Annotated in this window: 27 protein-coding genes; 15 read left to right on the forward strand and 12 right to left on the reverse strand. The window is 70.7% G+C overall.

What is annotated here, in order from left to right; all coding sequences use genetic code 11:
• On the forward strand, window positions 1–615 hold a 615-nt coding region (locus KBX46_RS31260; RefSeq protein WP_210795605.1), incomplete at its 5' end, for a hypothetical protein.
• A gap of 196 nt (window positions 616–811) precedes the next feature.
• Here the strand turns inward: KBX46_RS31260 and KBX46_RS31265 are convergent.
• Complete coding sequence (locus KBX46_RS31265; protein ID WP_210795607.1) at window positions 812–1,114, reverse strand: hypothetical protein; 303 nt, start codon at window positions 1,112–1,114, stop codon at window positions 812–814.
• Between the two features lie 116 nt (window positions 1,115–1,230).
• Window positions 1,231–1,608 carry a DoxX family protein gene (locus KBX46_RS31270; RefSeq protein WP_210795609.1) on the reverse strand — a complete coding sequence of 126 codons (378 nt, stop codon included), beginning with the start codon at window positions 1,606–1,608 and terminating at the stop codon, window positions 1,231–1,233.
• Window positions 1,609–1,787: 179 nt separating this feature from the next.
• On the opposite strand from KBX46_RS31270, the gene KBX46_RS31275 reads away from it, so the two are divergent.
• Window positions 1,788–2,672, forward strand: coding sequence for an RNA polymerase sigma-70 factor (locus KBX46_RS31275; protein WP_210795611.1), 885 nt, complete (start codon window positions 1,788–1,790; stop codon window positions 2,670–2,672).
• Between the two features lie 24 nt (window positions 2,673–2,696).
• Here the strand turns inward: KBX46_RS31275 and KBX46_RS31280 are convergent, their stop codons facing one another.
• Window positions 2,697–3,899, reverse strand: a complete 1,203-nt coding sequence (locus KBX46_RS31280; protein WP_210795613.1) for a low temperature requirement protein A — start codon at window positions 3,897–3,899, stop codon at window positions 2,697–2,699.
• A gap of 190 nt (window positions 3,900–4,089) precedes the next feature.
• Between KBX46_RS31280 and KBX46_RS31285 the strand changes: the two genes are divergently transcribed.
• Both KBX46_RS31285 and KBX46_RS31290 read left to right on the forward strand, forming a co-directional pair.
• Window positions 4,090–4,713, forward strand: coding sequence for a TetR/AcrR family transcriptional regulator (locus KBX46_RS31285; protein WP_307871442.1), 624 nt, complete (start codon window positions 4,090–4,092; stop codon window positions 4,711–4,713).
• A gap of 43 nt (window positions 4,714–4,756) precedes the next feature.
• Entirely contained in the window at window positions 4,757–5,467 is a 711-nt protein-coding gene (locus KBX46_RS31290) for an HAD family hydrolase (RefSeq protein ID WP_210795615.1), read from the forward strand.
• 428 nt (window positions 5,468–5,895) lie between these two features.
• Here KBX46_RS31290 and KBX46_RS31295 read toward each other — a convergent pair whose 3' ends face one another.
• From KBX46_RS31295 to KBX46_RS31315, 5 genes are all read right to left on the reverse strand, one after another.
• Window positions 5,896–6,174: a hypothetical protein gene (locus KBX46_RS31295; protein WP_210795617.1), complete on the reverse strand. Its 279-nt coding sequence runs from the start codon at window positions 6,172–6,174 to the stop codon at window positions 5,896–5,898.
• Between the two features lie 47 nt (window positions 6,175–6,221).
• A complete protein-coding gene (locus KBX46_RS31300; protein WP_088949126.1) occupies window positions 6,222–6,653 on the reverse strand; it encodes a hypothetical protein in 432 nt (143 codons plus the stop codon).
• Window positions 6,654–6,839: 186 nt separating this feature from the next.
• Window positions 6,840–7,544 (reverse strand): VOC family protein, encoded by a 705-nt coding sequence (locus KBX46_RS31305; RefSeq protein ID WP_099855597.1) that lies wholly within the window; start codon window positions 7,542–7,544, stop codon window positions 6,840–6,842.
• A gap of 9 nt (window positions 7,545–7,553) precedes the next feature.
• A complete protein-coding gene (locus tag KBX46_RS31310; protein ID WP_141912837.1) occupies window positions 7,554–7,736 on the reverse strand; it encodes a DUF397 domain-containing protein in 183 nt (60 codons plus the stop codon).
• On the reverse strand, window positions 7,730–8,545 hold the full coding sequence (locus tag KBX46_RS31315) for a helix-turn-helix transcriptional regulator (protein ID WP_210795619.1): 816 nt from the start codon (window positions 8,543–8,545) through the stop codon (window positions 7,730–7,732). Before KBX46_RS31315 ends, KBX46_RS31310 begins: the two co-directional genes overlap by 7 nt.
• Here KBX46_RS31315 and KBX46_RS31320 point away from each other — a divergent pair.
• Window positions 8,517–8,708, forward strand: a complete 192-nt coding sequence (locus KBX46_RS31320; RefSeq protein ID WP_210795621.1) for a flavin reductase — start codon at window positions 8,517–8,519, stop codon at window positions 8,706–8,708. The two genes, KBX46_RS31315 and KBX46_RS31320, sit on opposite strands and share 29 nt — an antisense overlap.
• Before the next feature lie 18 nt (window positions 8,709–8,726).
• Here KBX46_RS31320 and KBX46_RS31325 read toward each other — a convergent pair whose 3' ends face one another.
• Window positions 8,727–9,125 carry a hypothetical protein gene (locus KBX46_RS31325; protein ID WP_210795623.1) on the reverse strand — a complete coding sequence of 133 codons (399 nt, stop codon included), beginning with the start codon at window positions 9,123–9,125 and terminating at the stop codon, window positions 8,727–8,729.
• Window positions 9,122–9,445 carry a hypothetical protein gene (locus KBX46_RS31330; protein WP_141910344.1) on the reverse strand — a complete coding sequence of 108 codons (324 nt, stop codon included), beginning with the start codon at window positions 9,443–9,445 and terminating at the stop codon, window positions 9,122–9,124. Before KBX46_RS31330 ends, KBX46_RS31325 begins: the two co-directional genes overlap by 4 nt.
• Window positions 9,446–9,884: 439 nt before the next feature.
• On the opposite strand from KBX46_RS31330, the gene KBX46_RS31335 reads away from it, so the two are divergent.
• The 5 genes from KBX46_RS31335 (at window position 9,885) to malQ (ending at window position 16,347) form a co-directional block, all read left to right on the forward strand.
• Complete coding sequence (locus KBX46_RS31335) at window positions 9,885–11,171, forward strand: ABC transporter substrate-binding protein (protein ID WP_210795625.1); 1,287 nt, start codon at window positions 9,885–9,887, stop codon at window positions 11,169–11,171.
• Window positions 11,168–12,163, forward strand: coding sequence for a sugar ABC transporter permease (locus KBX46_RS31340; RefSeq protein WP_308159754.1), 996 nt, complete (start codon window positions 11,168–11,170; stop codon window positions 12,161–12,163). The genes KBX46_RS31335 and KBX46_RS31340 overlap by 4 nt, the downstream gene beginning before the upstream one ends.
• 1 nt (window position 12,164) lies before the next feature.
• Entirely contained in the window at window positions 12,165–13,007 is an 843-nt protein-coding gene (locus KBX46_RS31345) for a carbohydrate ABC transporter permease (protein WP_088949122.1), read from the forward strand.
• A 10-nt stretch (window positions 13,008–13,017) separates the two neighbouring features.
• A complete protein-coding gene (locus KBX46_RS31350; RefSeq protein ID WP_210795627.1) occupies window positions 13,018–14,226 on the forward strand; it encodes an ABC transporter ATP-binding protein in 1,209 nt (402 codons plus the stop codon).
• Between the two features lie 114 nt (window positions 14,227–14,340).
• The gene (gene malQ, locus KBX46_RS31355) at window positions 14,341–16,347 is read left to right on the forward strand and encodes a 4-alpha-glucanotransferase (protein ID WP_210795629.1); all 2,007 of its coding nucleotides are present in this window, start codon (window positions 14,341–14,343) and stop codon (window positions 16,345–16,347) included.
• Window positions 16,348–16,357: 10 nt separating this feature from the next.
• Here the strand turns inward: malQ and KBX46_RS31360 are convergent, their stop codons facing one another.
• Window positions 16,358–17,467 carry a winged helix DNA-binding domain-containing protein gene (locus tag KBX46_RS31360; RefSeq protein WP_210795631.1) on the reverse strand — a complete coding sequence of 370 codons (1,110 nt, stop codon included), beginning with the start codon at window positions 17,465–17,467 and terminating at the stop codon, window positions 16,358–16,360.
• A 154-nt stretch (window positions 17,468–17,621) separates the two neighbouring features.
• On the opposite strand from KBX46_RS31360, the gene KBX46_RS31365 reads away from it, so the two are divergent.
• The 4 genes from KBX46_RS31365 (at window position 17,622) to wrbA (ending at window position 20,158) form a co-directional block, all read left to right on the forward strand.
• A complete protein-coding gene (locus KBX46_RS31365) occupies window positions 17,622–17,996 on the forward strand; it encodes a hypothetical protein (protein ID WP_210795633.1) in 375 nt (124 codons plus the stop codon).
• 119 nt (window positions 17,997–18,115) lie between these two features.
• The gene (locus tag KBX46_RS31370; RefSeq protein WP_141910337.1) at window positions 18,116–18,874 is read left to right on the forward strand and encodes a HipA family kinase; all 759 of its coding nucleotides are present in this window, start codon (window positions 18,116–18,118) and stop codon (window positions 18,872–18,874) included.
• Window positions 18,871–19,239 (forward strand): DUF3037 domain-containing protein, encoded by a 369-nt coding sequence (locus KBX46_RS31375; protein ID WP_141910336.1) that lies wholly within the window; start codon window positions 18,871–18,873, stop codon window positions 19,237–19,239. Before KBX46_RS31370 ends, KBX46_RS31375 begins: the two co-directional genes overlap by 4 nt.
• Window positions 19,240–19,540: 301 nt before the next feature.
• Window positions 19,541–20,158 (forward strand): NAD(P)H:quinone oxidoreductase, encoded by a 618-nt coding sequence (gene wrbA, locus KBX46_RS31380; protein ID WP_088949114.1) that lies wholly within the window; start codon window positions 19,541–19,543, stop codon window positions 20,156–20,158.
• A gap of 85 nt (window positions 20,159–20,243) precedes the next feature.
• On the opposite strand, the gene KBX46_RS31385 is transcribed toward wrbA, so the two are convergent.
• Entirely contained in the window at window positions 20,244–22,166 is a 1,923-nt protein-coding gene (locus tag KBX46_RS31385) for an anthranilate synthase family protein (RefSeq protein WP_210795635.1), read from the reverse strand.
• A gap of 205 nt (window positions 22,167–22,371) precedes the next feature.
• Here KBX46_RS31385 and KBX46_RS31390 point away from each other — a divergent pair, with 205 nt between their 5' ends.
• Window positions 22,372–23,784, forward strand: a complete 1,413-nt coding sequence (locus KBX46_RS31390) for an FGGY family carbohydrate kinase (protein WP_210795637.1) — start codon at window positions 22,372–22,374, stop codon at window positions 23,782–23,784.
• The last annotated feature ends 99 nt before the right edge of the window (window positions 23,785–23,883 follow it).

A 23,883-nucleotide genomic window follows, 5' to 3' on the forward strand; every position in this document is an offset into this window, starting at 1 on the left:
CGCAAGATCCGCGCAACTTCCCTGATGTTGCTGTCTCGGAGCCGCCGAAGGCAGCAACATCAGGGAAAGTGCGCGAATCTTGCAGGTGCATCCGAGCCCCGCCGCTCACGGCGCGAATATGCGCTTCCTTCACTATCGTCATCGGCTGTGGGGGAGTCGGTGAAACCGGTGGGTGAAGTCCACGTCCTCGGGCAGTCGCGGGCCTGGCCCGCCATCGCGATCCCGAGCGCGGCCCTGGTCGTGATGATCGTCGTCGGGGTGCTCTTCGACCTGGTCAACTGGACCGTCATGGCGTTTGGCGCCGCCTCGATCATCGTCGCCTTCACTCGTCGGCGAAACGCGGTGTTCGCTGACGATCTGGGGTTGCTGATCCGCGATCGCGGTGGCCTGCGCCGCTCGTACGCCTGGAATGAGATCGAGCGCATGGGCTGGATGGACGCGGGGATGTGGGGGAGCAGCCTGTCGGTCTACCCCCGAGGCGGTCCCTACGACGTGCCGGGGCCGAACGCGTCGATCAACGTGGGGCGCATCTGGCGGCCCAGGCGTCGGCACCTCGCGGACCCGCTGCCCACGTTGCTCGAAACCCACGGCATCAAGACACTGTTCGACCGCTGACCCCCGCGCACCCCGGCAGGCTCACCGGTAGCCGACGTGGATCGTCGGCTTGCCCTCCTTGGCGCGGGCTCCCACGTAGACGAACCCGGGGTCGAACAACGTCGGAGACAGGCTCTACTCCTCGGTGAGGCCCGTCTCGTGTGCCAGGTTCTCCGGTCTGCCCCACCGCGAACTCGCGTGCAGAACGCGAAACGCGCTAGTCGTCCCTAGCAACCTGCCCGGCGCTCCATCGGTGGCGGCGGAATGCCGCGACTGCGACAGCCACCGCGACGAGCAGTGCGGTGGCGCCCTTCCAGGCACGCTCGAACCACGGTCGGTCGTCGCCGAACGCCGCCTCACCAGCTGTCATGAGCCAGAGGCCCACCCACGCCCACTGCCAGCCGCGTGGCCGGGAGAAATGTTTCGGTGAGTCGGAGCTTGCGCCGTACACAGCAACCGAGGCGCCGATGACGATGAGCAGCGGCGGCCCGAAGCGCGAGACGGCCTCCCACAGGGACACCGAGCGATCATGGCAGCCGTCCCATCAATCCACCAGGGCCGATTCTCGCTGAGGTCTGGGAGGAGCGGGCGCGGATCTGGCGGCCGGGAACGGGTCTCCCGGGTCAGGTCATTCCGTTAGAAGGGCTCGGGTCCGAGTCGGCCCCAGGCCACGAAGGCGGCCAGGGCGAGGTAGAACAGATTCAGCACGATGAACTTCGCCTCGTTGTGACGCAGGTGGGTGATCATCGCGCCGATCATCAGCAGCACCCAGCAGACGGCGGTCACCGGCACCAGCACCGGTGCGATGTCCAGCACGGCGGGCAGGGTCAGACCGACCGCGGCCAGCATTTCGAGGACTCCGAGGGTCTTGACGAAGCCGACACTCGCGGTCGCCGTCCACCCTCCGCCGTTGGCCCGGGCCAGCTTCTCCTTAGGTACGAACGTCTTGGTGATGCCGCCGGCCAGGGCGACTGCGGCCAACAGTCCGGCCGCGATCCACAGAGCCAGGTTCATGATCTTCCTTCCGGTTCGGGTCGAACACGAGACACCGCCGGCCCGCTCGTTGTGACGGCTCGACACGTGACGCGGCGCACGGCGCGGCGGTGTCACACCAGGCGGGGGAGCGGTGTCCTGTGGGCGGCGCAGCCGAGATCGACGAGACTGGAGGCGGCATGGAAGCCGGGGGAGAAGTCATGAGTGAGGGCGGCCCTGCTGTCGACGCGTTCGTCGCACACCGGAACCTGCTCTTCACTGTCGCCTACGAGATGCTCGGCTCGGCCGCCGACGCCGAGGACGTACTCCAGGAGACCTGGCTGCGGTGGGCGGACGCCGACCTCGCGATGGTGCGGGATCAGCGCGCCTACCTGGTCCGGATCACCACCCGCCAGTCGCTCAACCGGCTGCGGACGGTCGGCCGGCGCCGGGAGTCCTACGTCGGCTCGTGGTTGCCCGAGCCGCTGCTGACCACCCCCGACGTCGCCGACGACGTCGAACTGGCCGAGAGCGTCTCGATGGCGATGATGCTGGTGCTGGAGACGCTCGCTCCGATCGAGCGGGCGGTGTTCGTACTCCGTGAGGTCTTCGACCTGGCCTACGACGAGATCGCCCAGGCTGTCGACAAGAGCCCGGCCGCGGTCCGCCAGATCGCCCACCGGGCGCGGGCGCATGTCGCCGCGCGTCGACCCCGGGGAGTGGTTTCCGCGGCCGACACCCGGCGGGTGCTCGACGCGTTCCAGCGGGCGATCGAGACCGGCGACGTGCAGGGCCTGCTCGACGTCCTCGCGCCGGATGTCGTGCTCGTGGGCGACGGCGGCGGTATCAGACAGGCGCTGCTGCGGCCGGTCGCCGGGGCTGACAAGGTGGCCCGACTGTTGGCCAGCAGGCAGTTCCAGGTCGCTGCCCTGTCGCTGCACCCGGCCCAGGTGAATGGCTTCCCGGCGCTGGTGTTCCGATCCGACGGCGAGATCGACACGGTAGTGGCACTGCGCATCGACGATGGCCTCGTCAGCGGGCTCTACGCCGTGCGTAACCCGGAGAAGTTGTCGCACATGCGGAGCGAGAACGCGCTGCGCCGGTGAGCCGCGGCCCTCGGCCCTCGGCAACTAGAACGGAGGCGTGGGCGTCTCCGCTGGCTGTCGACGTGAGCGCCGTGTGTCCGCTGTGACGACGCCGAGCAGCACCACGGCGGCCGCGGCGCCGGCGGTGAGTGGTGCGAGGTGCACCGTCACCGGCACCAGCAGGCCGAGGGCCAGCAGGCCGGCTGTCCGGGAGCGGGAAACCCGGGCGAACACCTGGTATTCCAGGGCCGAGCGTCCGGCGAGGAAGAGCGCGGGGCCGCCGAGGATGGCGATGAGCCAGACCGCCGGGAGGTGCCCGAGCGGTTCGGTGATGAACAGTTCGAAGCCGACGCCGGTCAGCACTATCCCCGCGATCATGACCATGTGGGCGAACGCCATCTCGGTAGCGAGCCGTGCGGCGTTGCGGGAGCGGTCGATGGCCGCATCCAGCACCCCTCCCGCCGCATGGAAGTAGATCCGCCAGAGCAGGACGGTGCTCGCCAGCGCCAGGACGAATCCGCCCGTCTGGTCGGCGTGGAACTCGCTGCCGCTGAAGGCGAGCCCGATGACGAAGATCGCCTCGCCGAGCGCGATGAGGAGGAACTGCTGGTAGCGCTCGGCCAGGTGCTCGGCCGCGATCATCTGGACGCCGAGCCGTTGCGCGCCGAGCCGGGGGGTGGGCCACCCGAGCAACAGCCCGGTGTAGTCGATCAGCACGGCGGCGGTCCAGAGAGCCGCGCGAACCGTGCCGTCGTTGACCAGCCCGCCGACCACCCAGAGCGGTGCGCTCAAGCCGAACCAGAACAGGATCCGGATGGACTGTTGCGGATCCGGTCGGCCGTGCCCGGCGACGTGGAAGTAGACCACTCGGCCGATCTGGAGGGTCACGAAGGTGATGGCGAACAGTGCGGCCCGCGTGCCGAAGCCGTTGGGCACCGCGACGGCCATCGTCATGGAGCCGACCAAGGTCATGACGATCACGGTCTGGACGACCGGTGCCTCCGGGTCCAGCCAACTGGTCGACCAGACCGTCACCGACCAGACCGCCCACAGCGCCAGGAACAGCAGCAGAGCCTGACCGAGGCCCGCGTAGACGCCGCGCTGGCCGTCGGTGAAGTCGGCGATCAGGCGAGCGGAGATCCGGGTGAGGGCGAAGACGAAGACCAGGTCGAGGAAGAGCTCCAGAAAGGTCGCCCGCTGCCGAGTGGCCCCGCTGCGCAGCAGCCCGTCGCTGGACTGCCTCCTCATCGGCCTGCCAAGGGCCGGTGCCGTCGAACGACCACGTGCCCTCCCGTCCCGGTGATCTCCTCGCTCAACGAGCAACGGGTGGGCTGTGGCACGCGGAGAAAGAGCCCGGCCGCAGGGCCTTCCACCCCCCAACAGTCACCAATCCGTCACCGGGCAGCTACGAGGGGTGTGCACCCTTACGCTCGTGGGCGTGCCCGGACCTGCCGAGAAGGCCACCGAACAGGACCGGCGCGACCTCATCGTCGCGGTCGCGCGAGAGCTGGCCGAGGCGGAGGGCTGGGCGGGGGTGACCACCCGACGGCTGGCCGAGCGGGCCGAGATCGACGTCGGAGACCTCTACCGGCACTTCGCGGATCTGGAGGCGTTGCTCGCCGCCGTCGCCGTGTGCGCCTTCGCCGACCTGGCCGCCGACCTGGCGGAGGCGCACGCGGAAGCCGTCGACGGTCCCGAGGGGGCCTGGCCAGCGGTGGCGACCGCGTACCTCGACTTCGCGTACACGAATCCCGAGGTCTATGACGCGATGCTCGCGCTGACCCCCGACCTGGCCCTCGGCGTCGATGGCGTGCCGGCCGCGCCCAGGGCGGTCTTCGCCGAGCTGCGGGCGGCCCTGACCCCGCTGGCCGAGGGGCGTGACCCGGACGTGCTGGCCGAGATGGGCTGGAGCCTGCTGCACGGTGTGGTGATGCTGACCAGGGGTGGGCGGCTGCGCCCCGACGCGCAGGAGGAGCGGGAGACGATGATCGCGGAACGGTTGCTGCGGTGGCCCCGACCGGTGGGCGGAAAGTCGCTGGGTACGTCGGACGATCTGCCCTAAAGTCCCCGATCGTCGGAGGAGTTGATCACGAGGAGCTGGCGGCATGACGGTGGACGCGACGGGGCGGCGGCAGGCGAAGGTGCTGATCTTCGATGCGGACGACACGTTATGGGAGAACAACGTCGTCTTCGAGCGGGTGATCGACGACTTCCTGGCCTGGCTGGACCACCCCACCCTGGACCGGGCCGAGTTGCGGGCCGTTCTCGACGACATCGAGCGGGCCAACGCGGTGGCGCACGGCTACGGCAGCAAGGTGTTCCTGCGCAGTCTGGCGGAGTGCCTGGAGCGGCTGCGCGAACGGCCCGCGACTGAGTTCGAGCGTCAGGAGATCGACCGACTGGCCGTGGCACTCGTCGAACACCGGGTGGAGCTGATGCCCGGTGTGGCCGAGGCGCTCGACGAACTGGCCGTCCGCCACGAGCTGCTGCTGCTGACCAAGGGGGATCAGGCGGAGCAGCAGCGCAAGCTCGACGCCTGTGGCCTGCTGCACCACTTCCGGGCCGCGCACATCGTCGCCGAGAAGAACGTCGAGACCTACCGGTGGCTGGTGCGAGAGCACGGCTTCGACCCGTCCGGTGCCTGGATGATCGGCAACTCCCCGAAGTCGGACATCCTGCCGGCACGGGCTGCCGGGCTCAACGCGGTGTTCATCCCGAACGAGAACACCTGGGTGCTGGAGGACGACGAACTGGACCCGACCGACACCGGCGTCCTGCGGCTGGCCTCGTTCCGCGACCTGCTGCGGCACTTCTGACCCCACCGAAGCCGAACAGCGCCCGCGATCATGATCGTGTTACGCCCACATGCCGGTTTTTCACCCTGGGGTAAGTCACGCCCCGGGCCGTACGGCTCGGCTTGTCCGGCCGTCGTGGCCCCGCCTAGCCTGGGCCGGCGTCCACGACCCTTCGAGGTGTGTCGGGGCGCACCGGCGTTCGGCGGGTGGGCACCGTGGAGCTGAGTGCAGAGCGGCCGGCTGTCCCCGTTGCCGCGCGTGGCCCCGTGCCACGCCCGAGCGGCGGGGCGCCGTAGCTGTTCGCTCCTCTGCCGGACAGCCGGGGGTCAGGGCCGGGTAGTTGCGGACCCGGTCCTGATCCGGCCCACGAATCGGTGCCGGAGCTCATCGGTCAGGCGGACCCAACCGCACCGTTGTGGAATGAGGGGTTCGCGTCGCGGCGCACCAGCTCAGGAAACCTCGCCTCCCCGGACGATCGCCACCGCCACTTTGCAGAACTCGTCCATGTCCGGGTTGAACCCGGCCGCGATGTCGGGATGCAACCCGGAGCGGGTCTCCTCCAACAGTCGCTGGCAGACTTGCTCGACCGGTTCACCGGCGTAACCGCTGCGGATCCGGTCGGTGGCCGCCTGAAGCGCCGAGGTCAGCTGGTCCTCCAGCGGGCCCCGCAGCTTCTGCTGCACAGGGTCGAGCCCGCGGGGGTCGAGCGTGACATGTGGCTCCGACATCGGTGCTCCCTTCGTCGGCGTCCGCGGTACCCCACCGCGGACGTCCGTCAAACCCCGGTCGGTACGGCGGCGACCCGCACCTGGTACGAAAAGTCCTCCGCCGGCTCCTCGTGGTACGACAATCGGCGGATCTGCCGGTCGTCGGTGTAGAGGGCGACGTCCACCAGGACGCCGAGGTGGGTGAGGCCGATGGACGACACCCGCTTCTTGTCCTGCAGGACCGCGCAGACGCCGCCGAGCAGGGTGCTGGCGTCGGCCGTACGGTGCCCGGGCGGGCAGCGCAGGACCAGGTCCACCTCGATCGGCCCGGGCAACGGCGTCCAGCCGGTGCGCTGGGCCGCGGTGAGAGCGGCCTGGAGCAGGGTGCGGACCCTCGTCGCCTGCCGATGCCCGGCGGCGAAGATGGACAACGCTTCGGTCTTGACCGGTGGCAGGCCGCTCACCTCGAACGTCAGGGCGAGAGCGCGGGTGTCCTGCACGACGGCACCTCCTCGTTGGGACGATCCTGCCGAACCGGGGCAGCGGCGGTGGGACGTTCCCGCGATTACCAACCGATCGGGCAGGCTGGGGGTCGGCCGGAGGCGTGTCGACGGCGGCGGCGAACGCGCTGACTGCGGCGCTAGGAAAACGCTAGCTGACGTCGCCCGCGCTCGGTAGTCGGTCGTTCACCCGGTTGGGCGCGGCGTGAAGGCGCAGAACTCGTTGCCCTCCGGGTCGGCCAGCACCCACCACCAGTGGGCCTTGTCGACCGGCTCCCGCAGCAGTGTCGCACCTGCGGCGAGCAGCGCGGTCGGCTCCGGATCGACCAGGTCGACGTCCCAGTGCAGCCGGTTCTTGACCGTCTTCGGCTCGGGCACCCCGGCGAACACCCAGTAGTCCCAGGGGAACCCGGACGCGCCGACCACCCCCGCGTGGGTCCCCTCGTCCTCGACGGTGCCGCCGACCACCCCGGCCCACCAGGTCGCCTGCGCGACCGGGTCGATCGAGTCGACGACCAGCTCGAACGGGCCCGGCCGGGCGCCGTCGCGGGCCGGGAACGCACAGAACGGGTTGCCCTCCGGGTCTTCCAGCACCCACCAGGTCACCTCGCCGCTCGGCTCGCGGACCAGTCGGGCGCCGTCCGCGAGCAGCGCCGCCGGGTCCGCGTCGGCCAACCGCAGATCCAGGTGTACGCGGGTCTTGCCGACCCTCGGCTCGGGCACCCGGTTCACCCAGATCGACTCGGCGTTCGAGCGCGCCGAGCGCGGGTCCACCCGGGTATCGCCGTCGCCGGCATCGGCCACGTCACCGTCGAGCATCCGGGCCCAGAAGGCGCCCAGGGCGAGTGGGTCGGCGGCGTCCAGACAGAGGTCCTTGAAGCGCGCGATCATGTCTGTGGCTCAGTGCTGCTTGGCGTAGCGGATGAACGCCTTCCAGGCCGTCGGATCGACGTGCAGGGTGCCGCCGTCGCGGTCCTTGGTGTCGCGCACCAGCACCACGCTCGGCAGGTTGTCGGCGACCTCGACGCAGGACCCGCCGTTGCCGCCGGACCGGGTCGACTTCCGCCACTGTGGGGTCAACATGCCCATGACTTCGCCACTCCCTTGATCAGCTCGGTTGACTGCCGGCGGGGGAGCGCCTCATTCCGCACGATCTCCCACGTCTTCGCCAGCTTAGCGACGTCGGTCGGTGCATCGACGAACTGCGCCGTGAGCTGGTTGTCGGCGTGAGCCACCCGCTCACCGTCGGGCATCTCGGCGATGATGAACTGACCGGCGAGCCCCAGGTACATCCCAGCATCCACCGGCACGATGTGCACCTGGATATGCTCCGCCGTCGCCAACTGGACCAGGTGCTCGCACTGCTCGACCATGAGACCCGGCTGGTCGAGCACCGGCCGGCGCAGCACCGCCTCGTCCAGCACGGCGATGAGCTGCGGCGGGCGCGGCCGTTGCAGGATCGCCTGGCGCTCCAGCCGGGAGGCGACGATCCGGTCCACATCCTCGGCGTCGAACCGGCCACCGGCCAGCGTCGCACGGGCGTACCGCTCGGTCTGGAGCAGGCCCGGCACGTACGCCAGCTCGAACCAGCGCAGCGTGGTCGCCTCCCGCTCGAACTCGATCCACTCGCGCAGCCAGGCCGGCTCGGCGTCGAGCCGGGCCAACCCGTCCAGCATGCGGAGGAAACGTCCCGCGGTCTGGTGGTGGGTGTCGACCGCCCTCATGTACTCCTTCGTGGGCGGTCGCCCGCCGGTCTCCACCGAGCTGACGTGCGAACCCGAATAACCGATGCCCCTGCCGAAGTCGTCCTGACTGAGCCCGAACCCCGTCCGGAACAGACGCAGTTCCTCCAGTACGTAGTCGGTGACGGTCCCGCCCTGCCAACCGGCCAAGCTCGCTCTGCTGACGGAGTACCGGGCCAACCGGACCGCACTGCTGATCTACCTCGGCACTCTGATGCACGAGGCGACGAACCAGCTCACCCAACTCCACCCGGATCATCCACCGACCAGGATGACCGAGCGCTTCCTCTCCTGGGCCAGAGCCCGGGGCTGACGCTCGGCCCGCTGTTGTTCATCCCGGAAAGTGGATCAGAGGCACCCCGTCGGAGTATCCGGGCCCCTCGCCGGTGAGCACCGCGGCATCGTGGGTCAGGCCCGCAACGGCGGCCGCTGCAAGGTCGAAACGGCGGGTCCTGCGCTGCCAGAAGGTCAGCTCCGGTAGATCCTCCGCCCGCTCGGGCAGCAACGCGCAGGAAGTCAGGGCCAGCAGCTTGTGCAGCAGGGCCAGGTCCTTGCCGGTCGCCATGGTCAACGCCTCGGTCGCTGCGACCACCGGCACCCCGAACCGCACGCCGTCCTCAATCACCTCGTGGACGGGCTCGCCCACGTGCACCGTCCGGAGGACGGCGTATCCCAGCAGGGCCGACCGGTCCAGGATGAGCCGGACAGGTGGTGTTGTCTCTGATGTCATGCGGCGTCGGCGCGGGGCGCAGTGTCGTCGCCGTTCATCTCGGCCTCCATGGCGGCGCGGATCTTGGCGCGCTCCGCCTCGAACCGCTCCGAGGACCATTCGGCCTCGACGCCCAGGCGGCGGGCCCGAGACTCCGCGACACCCTGCTCAGTAACGTGAATGCCGGCGGCGAGCAACAACTCCTTGTGCTGCTCCACCCGCCTGCGCCGACGCACCGACTCGGTGACGTAGGCACTGGCCATGCGGTTGCCCTGGCTCTCCAGGATCTGACTCACGTCCGGGGGGACGGAGATCGTGAAGCGGCGCTGAGGCTCTGTCATACGCGCAGCATACACCTGTCATACTCTTGCGCCTTCTGCCGTCAGGCAGGCCCGCCGTCTCAGCGTGTGATCGACTCGCCTTTCTGAAAGGCGGGGTTCTCTGGCGCGCTGATAGCGCGACTTTCAGGAAGGCGAGTTGATCGTGCGCTGGTAGGGCTGTCGGTCCAGGAAGCCGAGTCGATCACGCCCGGCTGGGGCGGTTCGTTCATGCGGCCGAGTCGATCATGAGCGGTGTCGGGGCGCAGGGCACACAGGGCCGGTCGCTGTGCGCACTCTCGGTGTGACAGCCAGGTTTCGCGACTCCGCAGGTGGGGCAGAGTAGCCGCACGGAGCATCCGGGTCGGGGTGTTTCCGCAGCTCCCTGGCCCGGAATCGTCTCGCCGTGCGCCGGGGCACGGATGGCCCCTCCCCGGTTTTCGCCGAAGAGAGGGGGAGGGCGATGACGGACCCCGAAACGGCTCGACACCGACGCCGGCCGATTGTTCGGCTTGGGGCGGCGGCTGCCACGCTGGCGCTGGTCGCACCGCTGGCCGCGTGCGGCGCCGACGACGCTGGTGGCCCACCGACGCTCAACCTGTACTACCCGCCGGAGCAGAACCTGCAGAAGGTCGTCGACGACTGCAACGCGCAGGCCCAGGGGCGCTACGAGATCGCCTACCGGGTGCTGCCCCGGCAGGCCGATGACCAGCGGGTGCAGATGGTGCGCCGGCTGGCCGCCGAGGACAGCGGCATGGACCTGCTCGGCCTGGACGTCACCTGGACCCAGGAGTTCGCCAGCGCCGACTGGATCCGCGAGTGGACCGGCCAGGACAAGGCCGAGGTCGAGCAGGGCACCCTCGCCGGGCCGTTGGACACCGCCCGCTACGAGGACAAGCTGTACGCGGCACCGAAGAACACCAACGTGCAGTTGCTCTGGTACCGCAAGGACCTCGTGCCGCAGCCGCCGACCACCTGGGACCAGATGATCAGCGCGGCCCAGCAGCTCAAGGACCAGGACAAGCCGTACCGGGTGCTCACCATGGGCGCCCAGTACGAGGGTCTGGTCGTCCTCTACAACACCCTGGCCGAGAGTGCCGGCGGAAAGATCCTCAGCGACGACGGTAAGCAGGCCGTGATGGACGACGGCACGGTGCGGGCGTTGGAGCAGTTGAAGAAGTTCGCCACGTCGGGCGTGACCTCGCCGTCGTTCAGCAACGCCACCGAGGACCCGGTCCGGTTGGAGTTCCAGTCCGGCTCGGGCGCGTTCCAGGTGAACTGGCCGTTCGTCTACCCGGCCATGCAGGAGGCCAACCCGGAGCTGGCCAAGCAGGTCGGCTGGGCGCGGATCCCCGGCATCGACGAGGGCACCCCCAGCAAGGTCACCATCGGTGGCGTCAACCTGGCGGTCAGCTCCTACTCCAAGCACCCGGAGATGTCCTTCGAGGCGGCGCGGTGCATCCGCAGCGCCGAGCACCAGAAGTTCTCCGCCATCAACGACGGTGTGCCACCCACCATCGAAGCCGTCTACGACGACCCGGAGATGACCGAGGCGTACCCGATGAAGGACACCATCCTGGAGGAGCTGAAGGACCCGGCCACCCGGCCGTTGACCCCCGCCTACCAGAGCATCTCCACAGTGATGTCGGCGATCCTGTCGCCACCGTCGGCGATCAACGCACAGAAGACCGCCGACGAGCTGCGTGGCGCCATCGCCGATGCCCTCCAGTCGAAGGGGGTGCTGCCGTGAGTATCAACGCCACACCGACCGGCGCTGATGTCGCCGCCGACGAGACCAGGGAATCCACTGGCCAGCGCGCCACTGTGCCCACCCAACGCGGCGGCCGTGGCAAGGGGCCGTTGAGTGAGAACAAGAAGGCCGAACGCCGGTTGGGTCTGCTTCTCTGCGCACCCGCCGCGTTGGTCATGGTCCTGGTGACCGCGTACCCGATCATCTATTCGGTCTGGTTGTCGTTGCAGCGTTTCGACCTGCGCTTTCCCGACCAGCGCGAGTTCATCGGACTGGACAACTACGTCACTGTGCTCACCAACGAGTTCTGGTGGACCGCGTTCGGGGTGACGGCGTTGATCACGGTGGTCACCGTGGCGGTCGAGCTGGTGCTCGGCATGGGCCTGGCGATCATCATGCACCGCACCCTGATCGGGCGCGGCCTGGTCCGGACCTCGGCGCTCATTCCCTACGGGATCGTCACCGTGGTCGCCGCGTTCTCCTGGCGGTACGCCTGGACGCCGGAGACCGGTTACCTGGCCAACCTGTTCAGCGAGGGCGCGCCGCTCACCGAGCGGGCCAGCTCCTTGGCGATCATCATGCTGGCGGAGATCTGGAAGACCACCCCGTTCATGGCGCTGCTGCTGATGGCCGGGCTGGCGCTGGTGCCGGAGGACCTGCTCAAGGCTGCGTCGACCGACGGCGCGACCGCCTGGCAGAAGTTCACCAAGGTCATGTTGCCGGTGATGAAGCCGGCGATCCTGGTCGCGCTGCTGTTCCGCACCCTGGACGCGTTCCGGGTCTTCGACAACATCTTCGTGCTGACCGCCGGCGGCAACGAGACGTCCTCGGTGTCGATGCTCGCCTACAACAACCTGATCCGGGGTCTCAACCTCGGCATCGGCTCGACGATGTCGGTGCTGATCTTCATCACCGTGGCGATCATCGCCTTCGTCTTCGTGAAGCTGTTCGGCACCGCTGCCCCGGGCAGCGACGACGGGGAGAGGCGCTGACATGGCCACCGGTACCGAAACCACCACCCGGGCGAAGGTGCGCTGGGGGCTGCTGGACGTCCTGGTGGTCGTCTTCGCGCTCGTCCCGGTGCTGTGGATCGCGTCGTTGTCGTTCAAGACGCCGGCCACCCTCACCGACGGGAAGTTCATCCCCCGGGAGTGGACGCTGGACAACTACAAGACCATCTTCGACACCGACCAGTTCGTCCGGGCCCTGGTCAACTCCATCGGCATCGCGCTGATCGCCACGCTGATCGCGGTGGTGCTCGGGGCGATGGCCGCGTACGCGATCAGCCGACTGGACTTCCCGGGCAAGAAGCTGCTGGTCGGCGTCTCCCTGCTGATCGCGATGTTCCCGCAGGTGTCGCTGGTGTCGCCGCTGTTCGAGATCGAGCGGCAACTCGGCCTCTTCGACACCTGGCCCGGGCTGATCCTGCCGTACATCACCTTCGCGCTGCCGCTGGCGATCTACACGCTGTCGGCGTTCTTCAAGCAGATCCCGTGGGACCTGGAGAAGGCCGCGAAGATGGACGGGGCCACGCAGGGGCAGGCGTTCCGGCGGGTGATCGCGCCGCTGGCCGCGCCCGGGTTGTTCACCACGGCGATTCTGGTCTTCATCTTCTGCTGGAACGACTTCCTGTTCGCCATCACGCTGACCTCCACCGAACGCGCCCGTACGGTGCCGGTCGCCCTGTCGTTCTTCACCGGCGAGTCGCAGTTCGAGGACCCCACCGGGGCGATCTGCGCCGCCGCCGTGGTGATCACCGTTCCGATCATCCTGTTCGTTCTCTTCTTCCAGCGCCGCATCGTGTCCGGTCTGACCTCCGGCGCAGTCAAGGGATAGGTGAGTAGTCATGGCTGACATCGTGCTGGACAAGGTGAGCAAGAGTTTCCCGGACGGGACCGTCGCCGTGCAGGACGTCGACCTGGAGATCGCCGACGGCGAGTTCGTGATCCTGGTCGGCCCCTCGGGCTGCGGAAAGTCCACCACCCTCAACATGATCGCCGGGTTGGAGGACATCAGCTCCGGTGAGCTGCGCATCGCGGGGCAGCGGGTCAACGACAAGGCGCCCCGGGACCGGGACATCGCCATGGTGTTCCAGTCGTACGCGCTGTACCCGAACATGACAGTGCGGGAGAACATGGCGTTCCCGCTGCGGCTGGCGAAGATGGACAAGGAAACCATCAACCGGAAGGTCGACGAGGCGGCGAAGGTGCTGGAGCTGACCTTCCTGCTGGACCGCAAGCCGGCCAACCTCTCCGGCGGTCAGCGCCAGCGGGTCGCGATGGGTCGCGCGATCGTCCGGCAGCCCAAGGCGTTCCTGATGGACGAGCCGCTGTCCAACCTCGACGCCAAGCTACGGGTGCAGATGCGCACTGTGGTGTCCCGGTTGCAGAAGCAGCTCGGCACCACCACCGTCTACGTCACGCACGACCAGACCGAGGCGATGACCCTCGGCGACCGCGTGGTGATCATGCGCGGTGGCGCGGTGCAGCAGGTCGGGCCACCGCAGGAGCTGTACGACCACCCGCGCAACCTGTTCGTCGCCGGGTTCATCGGCTCGCCGTCGATGAACTTCCTGCACGCCGCCCTGCAGGACGGCAGCCTGCACACTGCCCTGGGTGACGTGCCGATCGGCGACCGGATCCGTCGGGAACTGGAGTCGGCCGACGCGCCCCGAGAGCTGATCCTCGGCATCCGCCCCGAGCACTTCGAGGACGCCGAGCTGGTCGACGACGACACCCGTCGCCGGGGCATGGAGTTCGAGGCGCCGGTGGACATCGTCGAGTCGATGGGCTCGGACAAGTACGTCTACTTCACCGTGGAGGGCGAGAAGGCCAGCGCCGCCGAGTTGGAGGAGTTGGCCGCCGACGCCGGCGCCGCCGACTTCGCCGGAGGTGGCGGCAACCTGGTGACCCGGCTGTCCGCGGAGTCGGCGGTCGCCGAGGGGCAGTCGCGACGGGTCTGGTTCAACCTGGAGAAGATCCACCTGTTCGACCCGGCCACCGGGCGCAACCTGACCCTGCGCGACGGTCGGGCGGCGGGGGCGCTCGACGACTGACAGCGTCCAGCGAGGTGGGCCGGCGGGTTCGCCCGCCGGCCCTCGCCGTGTCCTGCGCCGCGTGCCCGGTCGTGGCAAGGTGGTCGGAGGTCGAGTCGTGAGGCGGGGGGCGGGATGAACCGACGACTGGCCGCGCTGGCGAACGCGCACGGCGTGTCCACCTGGTACGAGGACTGGCGGCACCGCCGTGTCGAGGTCGCACCGGAGACCGTGGTGGGCGTGCTCGGGCTGCTCGGTGTGGACGCCACCAGCCCGGCCGCCATCGCCGATGCGCTCACCGCCGCCCGTGCCGTCGACCGGGGCGCACTGCCGGAGACGGTGGTGCTCGCCCACGGCACGACCCGGGCACTGCCCGGCCCGGGTGTCGTCACCCTGGAGGACGGCGGCCGCCGCGCGGTCGACAGCGAGCTGCCGGGGGACCTGCCGTTGGGCTGGCACCGGTTGGCCTGCGCCGGCCGCGAGGCGACGCTGGTGGTGGTGCCCCGTCGGCTGCCGGTGCCGCCACGCACCTGGGGTTGGATGCTCCAGCTCTACGCGCTCACCTCGGAACGCTCGTGGGGCATGGGCGACCTCGGCGATCTCGCCGAGTTCACCGGTTGGGCCGGTGACACGGGCGCGGGGCTGGTGCTGCTCAACCCGCTGCACGCGGTCGGGCCGGCGCACCCGGTCGCCGCCTCGCCCTACTCGCCCGCCAGTCGACGCTTCGTCAACCCGCTGTACCTGCGGGTCAGCGACACGGCCGCGTACCGTGCGGCGGACCCGGCCACCCGGGCGGTGGTCGACGCCCTGCGCCCCGACCGTGGGGATCTGATCGACTACGACCAGGTGTGGACCGCCAAGCGGCACGCCCTGGAGCTGCTGCACCCGTACGCCCAGCCGGTCGACCTTGCCGCGGACCCGGCGCTCGCCAGCTTCGCCACCTGGTGTGCGCTCGCCGAGCGGCACGGCAACGACTGGCGTGCCTGGCCGGAGGACCTGCACCACCCGGACGCCCCGGCGGTCGCCGAGCAGCGTCGGCAGCTCGCCGACCGGGTGGCCTTCCACGCCTGGTTGCAGCACCTGTGCGACGAGCAACTGGACGCCGTGACGGCGGCGGCCCGGGCGGCCGGAATGCCGGTCGGCGTGGTGCACGACCTGGCCGTCGGCATCGACCCCGGAGGCGCGGACGGCTGGCAGCTCGCCGACGTGCTGGCCCAGGGTGTGCGGGTCGGCGCGCCGCCGGACGACTTCAACCAGCTCGGCCAGGACTGGGGGCTCGCCGCCTGGCGTCCCGACCGGCTCGCCGCCACCGGGTACGCGGCCTACCGGGACATGCTGCGCCGGACCCTGCGACACGCGGGTGGTCTGCGGGTCGACCACGTCGCCGGCCTGTGGCGGCTGTGGTGGGTGCCGCCGGGCGCCGGCGCGGCCGAGGGCACCTACGTGCGCTACGACGCCGAGGCGATGCTCGGCATCCTCGCGCTGGAGGCGCACCGGGCCGGCGCGGTGGTGGTCGGGGAGGATCTCGGCACCGTCCAACCCGCGGTGACCCGTGGGCTGCGCGGGCGCAACATGCTCGGCTCGACAGTGCTGTGGTTCGCTCGCGACGACGATGGCGGGTTCGTCCCGCCGGCCCGTTGGCCGCGCAACGCCCTCGCCACGATCTCCACACACGACCTGCCCACCGCGCCGGGTTTCCTGACCGGCGAGCACGTCCGGGTGCGCGACGAGTTGAAGCTGCTCGGCACCGACGTGGCGGTGGAGCAGGCCCGGGCCGCCACCGACCGGGAGCGGCTGCTGGACATGCTGCGTGCCGAGAGCCTGCTGCCCGACCCGGCGCCGACCGCCGACCCGGCGTCGCCCGGTGCGGCTCCGACACCCGACGACGGCGAGGTGGTGGTGGCGATGCACGCCGCGCTCGCGGCCAGCCCGACCCGGTTGCTCGGCGTCTCCCTCTACGACGTGCTGGGCGAAGTGCGCCAACCCAACATGCCGGGCACTGTGGACGAGTATCCGAACTGGCGGCTGCCACTGCCGAAAACCGTGGCGGAGATCCGCTCGGATCCTCGGGTGACCCGGATCGTCGACCTGCTCAGCGCCGCCCGCCCACGACGGGCCAACAGGGCCCCGACCGAGGATTGACGCGGCGCGGTCAGGTCAGCCAGTCGAAGCGGGGAGGCAGCCCGAGGAAGTCCGCGTACCGTCCGAGCGCCTGCTCCACCCGAGCCCGTGCCGCGGCGTCGAGCGTCGTCAGCGGCTGGACCGTCACGGTGACTGCGCGGCGGCCGACCTTGCGCTTCCACACGCCCACCACCCGCCCGGAGCGGACCACTGTGGCCTGGAAGATGCCGTTGTTGCCGGGCACCACGGCCGCCTGGTGCGCGGGGTCGAGCATCAACGAGCGGTCCCGGTAGCCGAGCAGGTATTCGTCGAAGCCCGGCAGCACGATCATGTCGTCCAGCGGGGGAGGGGCGGTGTCGGCCAGCGCCGCGTCGACGTGCATCGGCTCGCCGTCGACCCGTACCGTGCTCAGCAGGTCACCGGCGGCGGCCAGGCCGCGCCGCGCGTCGGTCAGGGTGAGGCCCGTCCAGCCGGCGAACTCGCGGGCGGTGACAGGCCCGTGCCCGCGGACGTAGCGGTGGGCGAGCAGGGCCAGCGCCTCGTCCCGTTCCAGGTGGCGTGACTCGGGCGCCCACTCGTCCAGCAGCGCGAAGGTCTGTTCGGTGCCCAGGTTCGGTGCCACGCAGGTCACCCCGCGGACACTCGCGTACCACAGCAGGTGGTAGCCACGCTGGCCGTCGGTCCCGATGCCGGCGGCGCGCAGGGCGGCGAGGCACTGCGCGCGGGTGAGCCGGCCGCCACCGGCCAGGGCGCTGCCGAGGACATCCACCGCCCGGTCCGCGTCGGTCTCGGTGAGCCCGAGCTGCGCGCGCCGGGTCGCCGCGCCAGCCAGCGAGCGTACGCCGGTCAGCTCCAGCATCCAGCGGGCGTCGGCGGGAGGGACGAGGTGAACGGTGCCCCGCATCGGCCAGGTGCGCAGTGCCTCGCGTCGCTCCAGCGCCGCCTGCACGTCGGCGACGCTCTGCCCGGGCAGCCGCGCGCCCAACGACCACAGACCGCTCGCCAGATCCTGCGCCTGCATCGCGCCGAACCACTGGACCACCCCGGCGACGTCGCCGGGCAGGATGCTCGGGTGCGGGCGTAGCAGCAGACTCGTCATCCGCAGATCAAGCGCCTCGGACGCCGTCAGCTCCCTGGTCATCGGACTCCCTTCCCCGCAGGTGGTTGCGCCAGGTTAGGGCACCCGACCGACAGTGGGCCTGCGGCGATGGCCCGGCTGGGCTGGCATAACGGCCCAGGCAGTGGGAAGGCGGTCACCCGGAAGTGCGCGCGCCGCGCGTACGGAAGGGAGTCCCATGACTGCCGCAAGCGAACCGGCCGGGTCGCGGACCCACCGGGCGCCCACCACCGCCGCCAAGACCAGCGCGGCCGCCACCTTCGCACTGGTCTTCGGGGTGGCCGGCCTGCTCAGCGTGCTGACCGCCATCCTCGCCTGGATCGGGCTGGTGCTCGGCATCATCGGCATCATCCTCGGCATCGTCGGGCTGAAGATGGCCCGCCGGCCAGGGGTGACCGGTCGGGGCGTCGCCATCGGCGGCCTCGTGTTGAGCATCCTGGCCGTGCTGATCGGCCTGGGCCTGGCCGCGGGCATCACCACCTTCGTCAACAACGACAGCGCGGTGAATCGCCTCCAAGAGCAGGTCGACGACCTACGCGACAAGCTCGACTGACCCGCCCGCTTCGGCGGGCACGCACCGGTGAGCGTGATGACTGTGAGGCATTTTGATGACTCAGAGGTATCGCGCTCACCGGTGCGGGCCGGGCAGCCGGTCCCAGTAGGGTGGGCGTCGTGCTCCGCCAGGTCACCGCGATCCGCTACGTCACCCCGCTGCGCGAGGGTGGGTCGCTGCCTGGCGTCGTGGAGGCCGACGACCTGGGCACGTACGTGGCGAAGTTCCGAGGCGCCGGCCAGGGGCCCAAGGCGCTGATCGCCGAGGTGATCTGCGGTGAGCTGGCCCGCCGCTTGGAGCTGCGGGTGCCCCCGCTGGTGGTGCTCGACATCGACCCGGTCATCGGTCGGGCCGAGCCCGACCAGGAGGTGCAGGAGCTGCTGCGCAACAGCGGCGGCGCCAACCTGGGGATGGACTTCCTGCCGGGAGCGCTCGGCTTCGACCCGATGGCGCATCCCGTCGACGCGGCGCTGGCCTCCCGGGTGCTCTGGTTCGACGCGTACGTGGAGAACGTCGACCGGAGTTGGCGTAACCCGAACCTGCTGGTCTGGCACCGGGAGCTGTGGTTGATCGACCACGGGGCCTCGCTGTACTTCCACCACAACTGGCCCCGGGCCCAGGCGGCAGTGCACCGCGCCTACCGAGCTGAGGACCACGTGCTCGCCCCGTACGCGTCACTGTTGGCCGAGGCCGACGCCGAGCTGGCCCCCCGGGTCACCCCGGAGCTGCTCACCGAAGTGCTCGCCCTGGTGCCAGCGGACTGGCTGACCGCTGCCGATTTCGAGACGGCCGACGCCGCACGGGCCGCGTACCTGGAGCACCTGTCCCGCCGCGTCGCCCGCACGGCCGACTGGCTGCCGCAGGGGAGCGCCGCATGAGGCATCCCTTCGAGTACGCGCTGATCCGGCTGGTGCCCCGCATCGAGCGCGGCGAGCAGATCAACGTCGGGCTGTTGCTCTACTGCCAGCAACGTGACTTCCTGGCGGCGCGCACGCACCTCGACGCCGACCGGGTCCGCGCACTGGCACCCGACGTGGACCTGCCGGCGGTGGCCGCGGTGCTCGACTCCCTGAACCGGACGTGCGCCGGCGACGGGCCGGCGACCCGGATGCGACTCGGCGAGCGGTTCCACTGGCTGGCGGCTCCGCGCAGCACGATGATCCAGACTGGGCCGGTGCACACCGGGCTCACCGCTGACCCGGCGGCCGAGCTGGACCGGCTGATGGCGGCCCTGGTCCACTGAGCGCGTCCGCCATCCGGTCTGAGCACGCTGGACGGCCCCTGATCGCGCTACGCCAGCGTCGTTGGTGGCGGAGCGCGATCCCCCGTTCAGGTGCCCGGTGCGGGGCGGCGGCTGGTTCCCGCCGGCACCGATGGCATCAGGATCGTCGTCTATGCGGGGCGCAGGGCGAAAACCACCGGGAAGTTGCGGAAAAATTGAGCCCCGCCGATCGGCGGGTGGGATCGTCCGGGCGCCGCCGTTAGAGATCGCGCGCGACGGGTAGTCGCGAGAGCTGACCCGAGACGAGATAGGGGAACATCTGATGGCTGCCCAGACCAAGGTAGCGGTGATCTACTACAGCGCCACCGGCATCACGTACCAGATGGCTCAGGCGGCCTGCGAGGCCGCCGGGGAGGCCGGCGCCGAGGTGCGCCTGCGCAAGGTGCGTGAGCTGGCGCCGGACGAGGCGATCCGCTCCAACTCCGGCTGGCAGGCGCACCGTCTGGAGACCCAGGACGTGCCCGAGGCGATGGTCGACGACCTGTCCTGGGCCGACGTGGTGATCATGGGGGCGCCCACCCGGTACGGCATGGTCGCGGCCCAGCTCAAGCAGTTCATCGACACCACCGGCCCGCTGTGGGCGCAGGGCGCGCTGGCCAACAAGGTCTACTCCGCCTTCACCTCCACGGCGACCTCGCACGGCGGGCAGGAGACCACGCTGACCTCGCTCTTCAACGTCTTCTACCACTGGGGCGGTGTGGTGGTCACCCCCGGCTACACCGACACCAGCCAGTTCATCGCCGGCAACCCTTACGGCGCTTCGCACACGAGCAACAACGGGGAGATCGCCCCGGACGCTGTGGCACTCGGCGCCTGTGCGCTGACCGCGCGGCGTGCGGTGCTGCTGGGCACCGCGCTGAAGGCGGGCATGGCCGGCTGACGGCGGAAACGACCGGTGGCGCGGGCGGGGGCTCTCGGCCCGTCCGTGCCACCGGTCGTTCCAGCCCTACCCTCCGGCGGAGCGACTATGCGCGCCCGCCGGTGGTGGACAGCTCGTCGGCGCGCGGTGCCGGCAGCAGGTCGGTCAGCAACTCGGTCAGCACGGCGAGCCCGTCCGGGCTGAGCACCGACTCGGGGTGAAACTGCACCCCGGCGAAGCCACGTCCCCGGAGGGCGTGCACGGCCCCGTCACCCGGATCCCGGGCCAACTCCACCGGCCCGTACGCCGTGTCCAGCCGGTCCGCCTCCGCGCGGGCGGTGAACGTCGAGTAGAACCCCACCCGCCGGGTTGTGCCGAACAGCGGCACCTCCCGCTGCAACCCCTGGTAGGGCGCGTCCCTGCGGTGCAGCGGCAGCCCCAACTGACCGGCCAGCACCTGGTGGCCGAGGCAGACGGCGAGGGTGGGTCGGCCGGTCGCCAGCAGCCCGCCCAGCAGCTCCCGCAGCGCCACCATCTTCGGCTCGTCGGTGCTGCCCGGGTCACCCGGCCCGGGACCGGCCACCACCAGGTCGTACCCGTCGACCGAGCCGCTCGCGTGCCACGGTCGGGTGGTCACCGCGAGACCCAACGCGCCCAGCTGGTGGGCCAGCATGCCGGTGAAGGTGTCCTCGGCGTCCACGATCAACGCCTGACGGCCCACCAACCCGGGCAGCCCGGGTGCGTCCGGTGCCCGCTGGTCCAACCAGAACCGCGCCAGCGGTGCGTTGCGCATGGCCAGCGCGTCGCGTACCGCGGGGTCGTCGGCCAGCCGCGCGACCGGCTCGCTCCCGCGGTCGGGCGCCGCCGGCCCGAGGCCGAGGGCGGCCAGCACACCGGCGGCCTTGGCATGCGTCTCGGCCACCTCACCGGCTGCCGTCGAGTGCCGGACCAGGGTGGCACCCACCGGGACCCGCAGCCGGCCGGTGGGGGAGATCTCCGCGGTGCGGATCAGGATCGGGGCGTCGAGCGTCTGTCGGCCGGCCTCGTCGTGGCCGAGCAGGGCCAGCACGCCGGAGTAGTAGCCGCGGCCCCGGCGCTCGTGTCGGGCGATCACCCGGCAGGCGTTCTCCATCGGGCTGCCCGTCACGGTGGGGGCGAACATCGTCTCGCGCAGCACCTCCCGCACGTCCCGGGTGCCCCGCCCGGCGAGCAGGTACTCGGTGTGCGCCAGGTGCGACATCTCCTTCAGGTACGGGCCGATCACCTGGCCGCCGTGCTCGGCGACGGTGGCCATCATCTTCAGCTCCTCGTCGAGCACCATGTACAGCTCCTCGACCTCCTTCGGGTCGTCGAGGAACCGCAGCAGCGCCTCCCGGTCCGGGGTGTCACCCGCGCGCCGGAAGGTGCCGCTGATCGGGTTCATCATGACCAGGCCGTCGTCGACGCTGACGTGTCGTTCCGGGCTCGCGCCGACCATCGTCCGGGTGCCGGTGTGCACCACGAACGTCCAGTACGCGCCGCGCTCGGCGACCAGCAACCGGCGCAGCGCGGCCAGCGCCGCCATCAGCGGTGGGCCCTGAACGGTGGCGTGCATGGTGCGGTGGATGACGAAGTTGGCGCCCTCGCCGCGGCCGATCTCCTCGGCGAGCACCCGGTGCACGGTCCGTGCGTACTCCTCGTCGGTGATGTCGAAGGCCGCGTCGATCGTGCGGACCTGCTCGTCGGGCAGGATTGCCAGGGCATCGGCCAGGGCGATCCGTCGATGGTCGCGGACCTGCAGGCATTCCAGCGGGGCGCCGTCATCGACGCAGGCGAAGCCGCGTTCGGAGATCTGCCGGAACGGCACCAGGGCCAGCGTCTGCGCACCGGGTGCGCCCGGCGTCAGCGGGATGTCCGCGAGCCGTTCGACAGTGTCGACCGGGCCGGTGAACAGCTCCAGCTCGTCCGCGCCCTCACGGCGCAGCAGGGCGAAGGGACCAGGGTCGACACCGCTGGCGATGGCGGCGATCAGGTCGGTCAGGTGGGTCATCGGGGTCTCCGTCGGGCTGGGCGCCGCCGTTGAGGCGGCCATCCGGCCGGGAGATCCGGCGGCCGCCTGGAGGGCGGCCGCGTGGATGAAGCTACGCGCGGAGGGTGGCCGCCGGGTCGGCGGGCCACCAACTGGTCAGATGCGCGAGCATGTGATCCACCCTACGCGCCCGTTGCCCTGTTCGCACCGGGTAACTTGACCGGCGATGAACATTCTCGCGCTCGATCTGGGTACCTCCTCCGTCCGGGGGTTGGTGCTGGACGGGGACACCCAGCCGCTGCCCGGTGCCCTGGCCCGGCGCAAGGTCGACCTCGCCATCGGCGACGACGGCACCGGCACGCTGTCCGGTCCCGACTATCTCGCCTCCCTGGTCGAGTGCCTGGACGAGTTGGCCGACGCGGGGCACCTGCACGACGTCGGCCTGGTGGCGGTCTCCGCGCAGTGGCACTCGGTGCTCCCGCTGGACCGCGCCGGTGCCCCGATGGGCCCGGTGGTCACCTGGCTGGACACCCGGCCCGCGCCCGTCGGCGGCACGGCGGGACCGGCCGACCCGGACGGCTTCCACCAACGCACCGGCTGCTGGTGGCACCGCTCGTACTGGTCGATGCGGTTGCCCTGGTTGCGGGAGCAGTCCGGCAGCCCGATCGCCCGGTTCGTCGGTCTGCCCGAGTACGTGCTGGGTGAACTGCTCGACTCGGCACCCATGTCGATCTCCCAGGCCTCCGGGACCGGCCTGCTGGACCTGCGCACCCTGCGCTGGGACGAGGAGGCGCTGACGCTGGCCGAGGCGCGACCGCAGGACCTGCCGCCCCTCGGGGAGCTGAACTGGCACGGCCGGCTGCGGGCCGACCTGGCCGGCCGTTGGCCGCAGCTGGCGCAGGCCCGGTGGTCACCGCCGGTCGGCGACGGCGGCGCGTCGAACGTCGGTTCGGGCTGCGTCGACCCGAGCCGGGCCGCCGTCACAGTGGGCACCTCCGCGGCCGTACGGCTGATGCAGCGGATCCCGGCCGGCGAGCCGATGCCCCGGCTCCCCGAACGGCTGTGGCGTTACCGGGTCGACCACGACCACGTGGTGACCGGCGCGGCGTACGCCTGCGGAGGCAACCTGTTCGCCTGGGCGGACCGGGAGCTGCGGTTGCCCCGGGGCGCGGAGCTGGACGCGGCGTTGGCACTGGTGCCGACGGGCGGTGGCCGACCGGCCGACCCCCGCTTCGGTGGCGACCGGGCGCCCGGCCTGGCGCCGGCGGGCAGCGGTGAGCTGCGTGGCCTCAGCTTCAGCACCACCTCGGTGGACATCCTGGCCGGGCTGATGCAGGGGCTGTGTGACCTGGTCACAGAGGATCTCGCCGTGCTGGAGTCCACCATCGACAAACCGGTCGGTGTGGTGCTGGGTGGGGGTGCCGTGGCGGCGTCGGTGTGGTGGCGGCAGGCCTTCGCCGCCGCGCTCGCACCGCGGCCGGTGTCGCACCAACGCAACCCGGAGATCGGCGCCACCGGCGCGGCACTGGTGGCACTTGGCCGGTTCGGTGACGCGATCGGCCTCGCCGACATCGGCCGGACGGACGAGCTGGTCCTGCCGACCACGGCAGGACGGTCCCACCCGCAGTATCCTTCCTGAACCTCCGCGTTGCCCGGGCCGTTGACAGCGCTCCCGAGCCTGGTTGGATGGACGGCGCTCCCCGGACCGCGGTGGACGCGGTAGGACGGAGGAGGCAGG

This window comes from Micromonospora sp. C81, from assembly GCF_018070425.1.
Lineage (GTDB): Bacteria > Actinomycetota > Actinomycetes > Mycobacteriales > Micromonosporaceae > Micromonospora > Micromonospora zamorensis.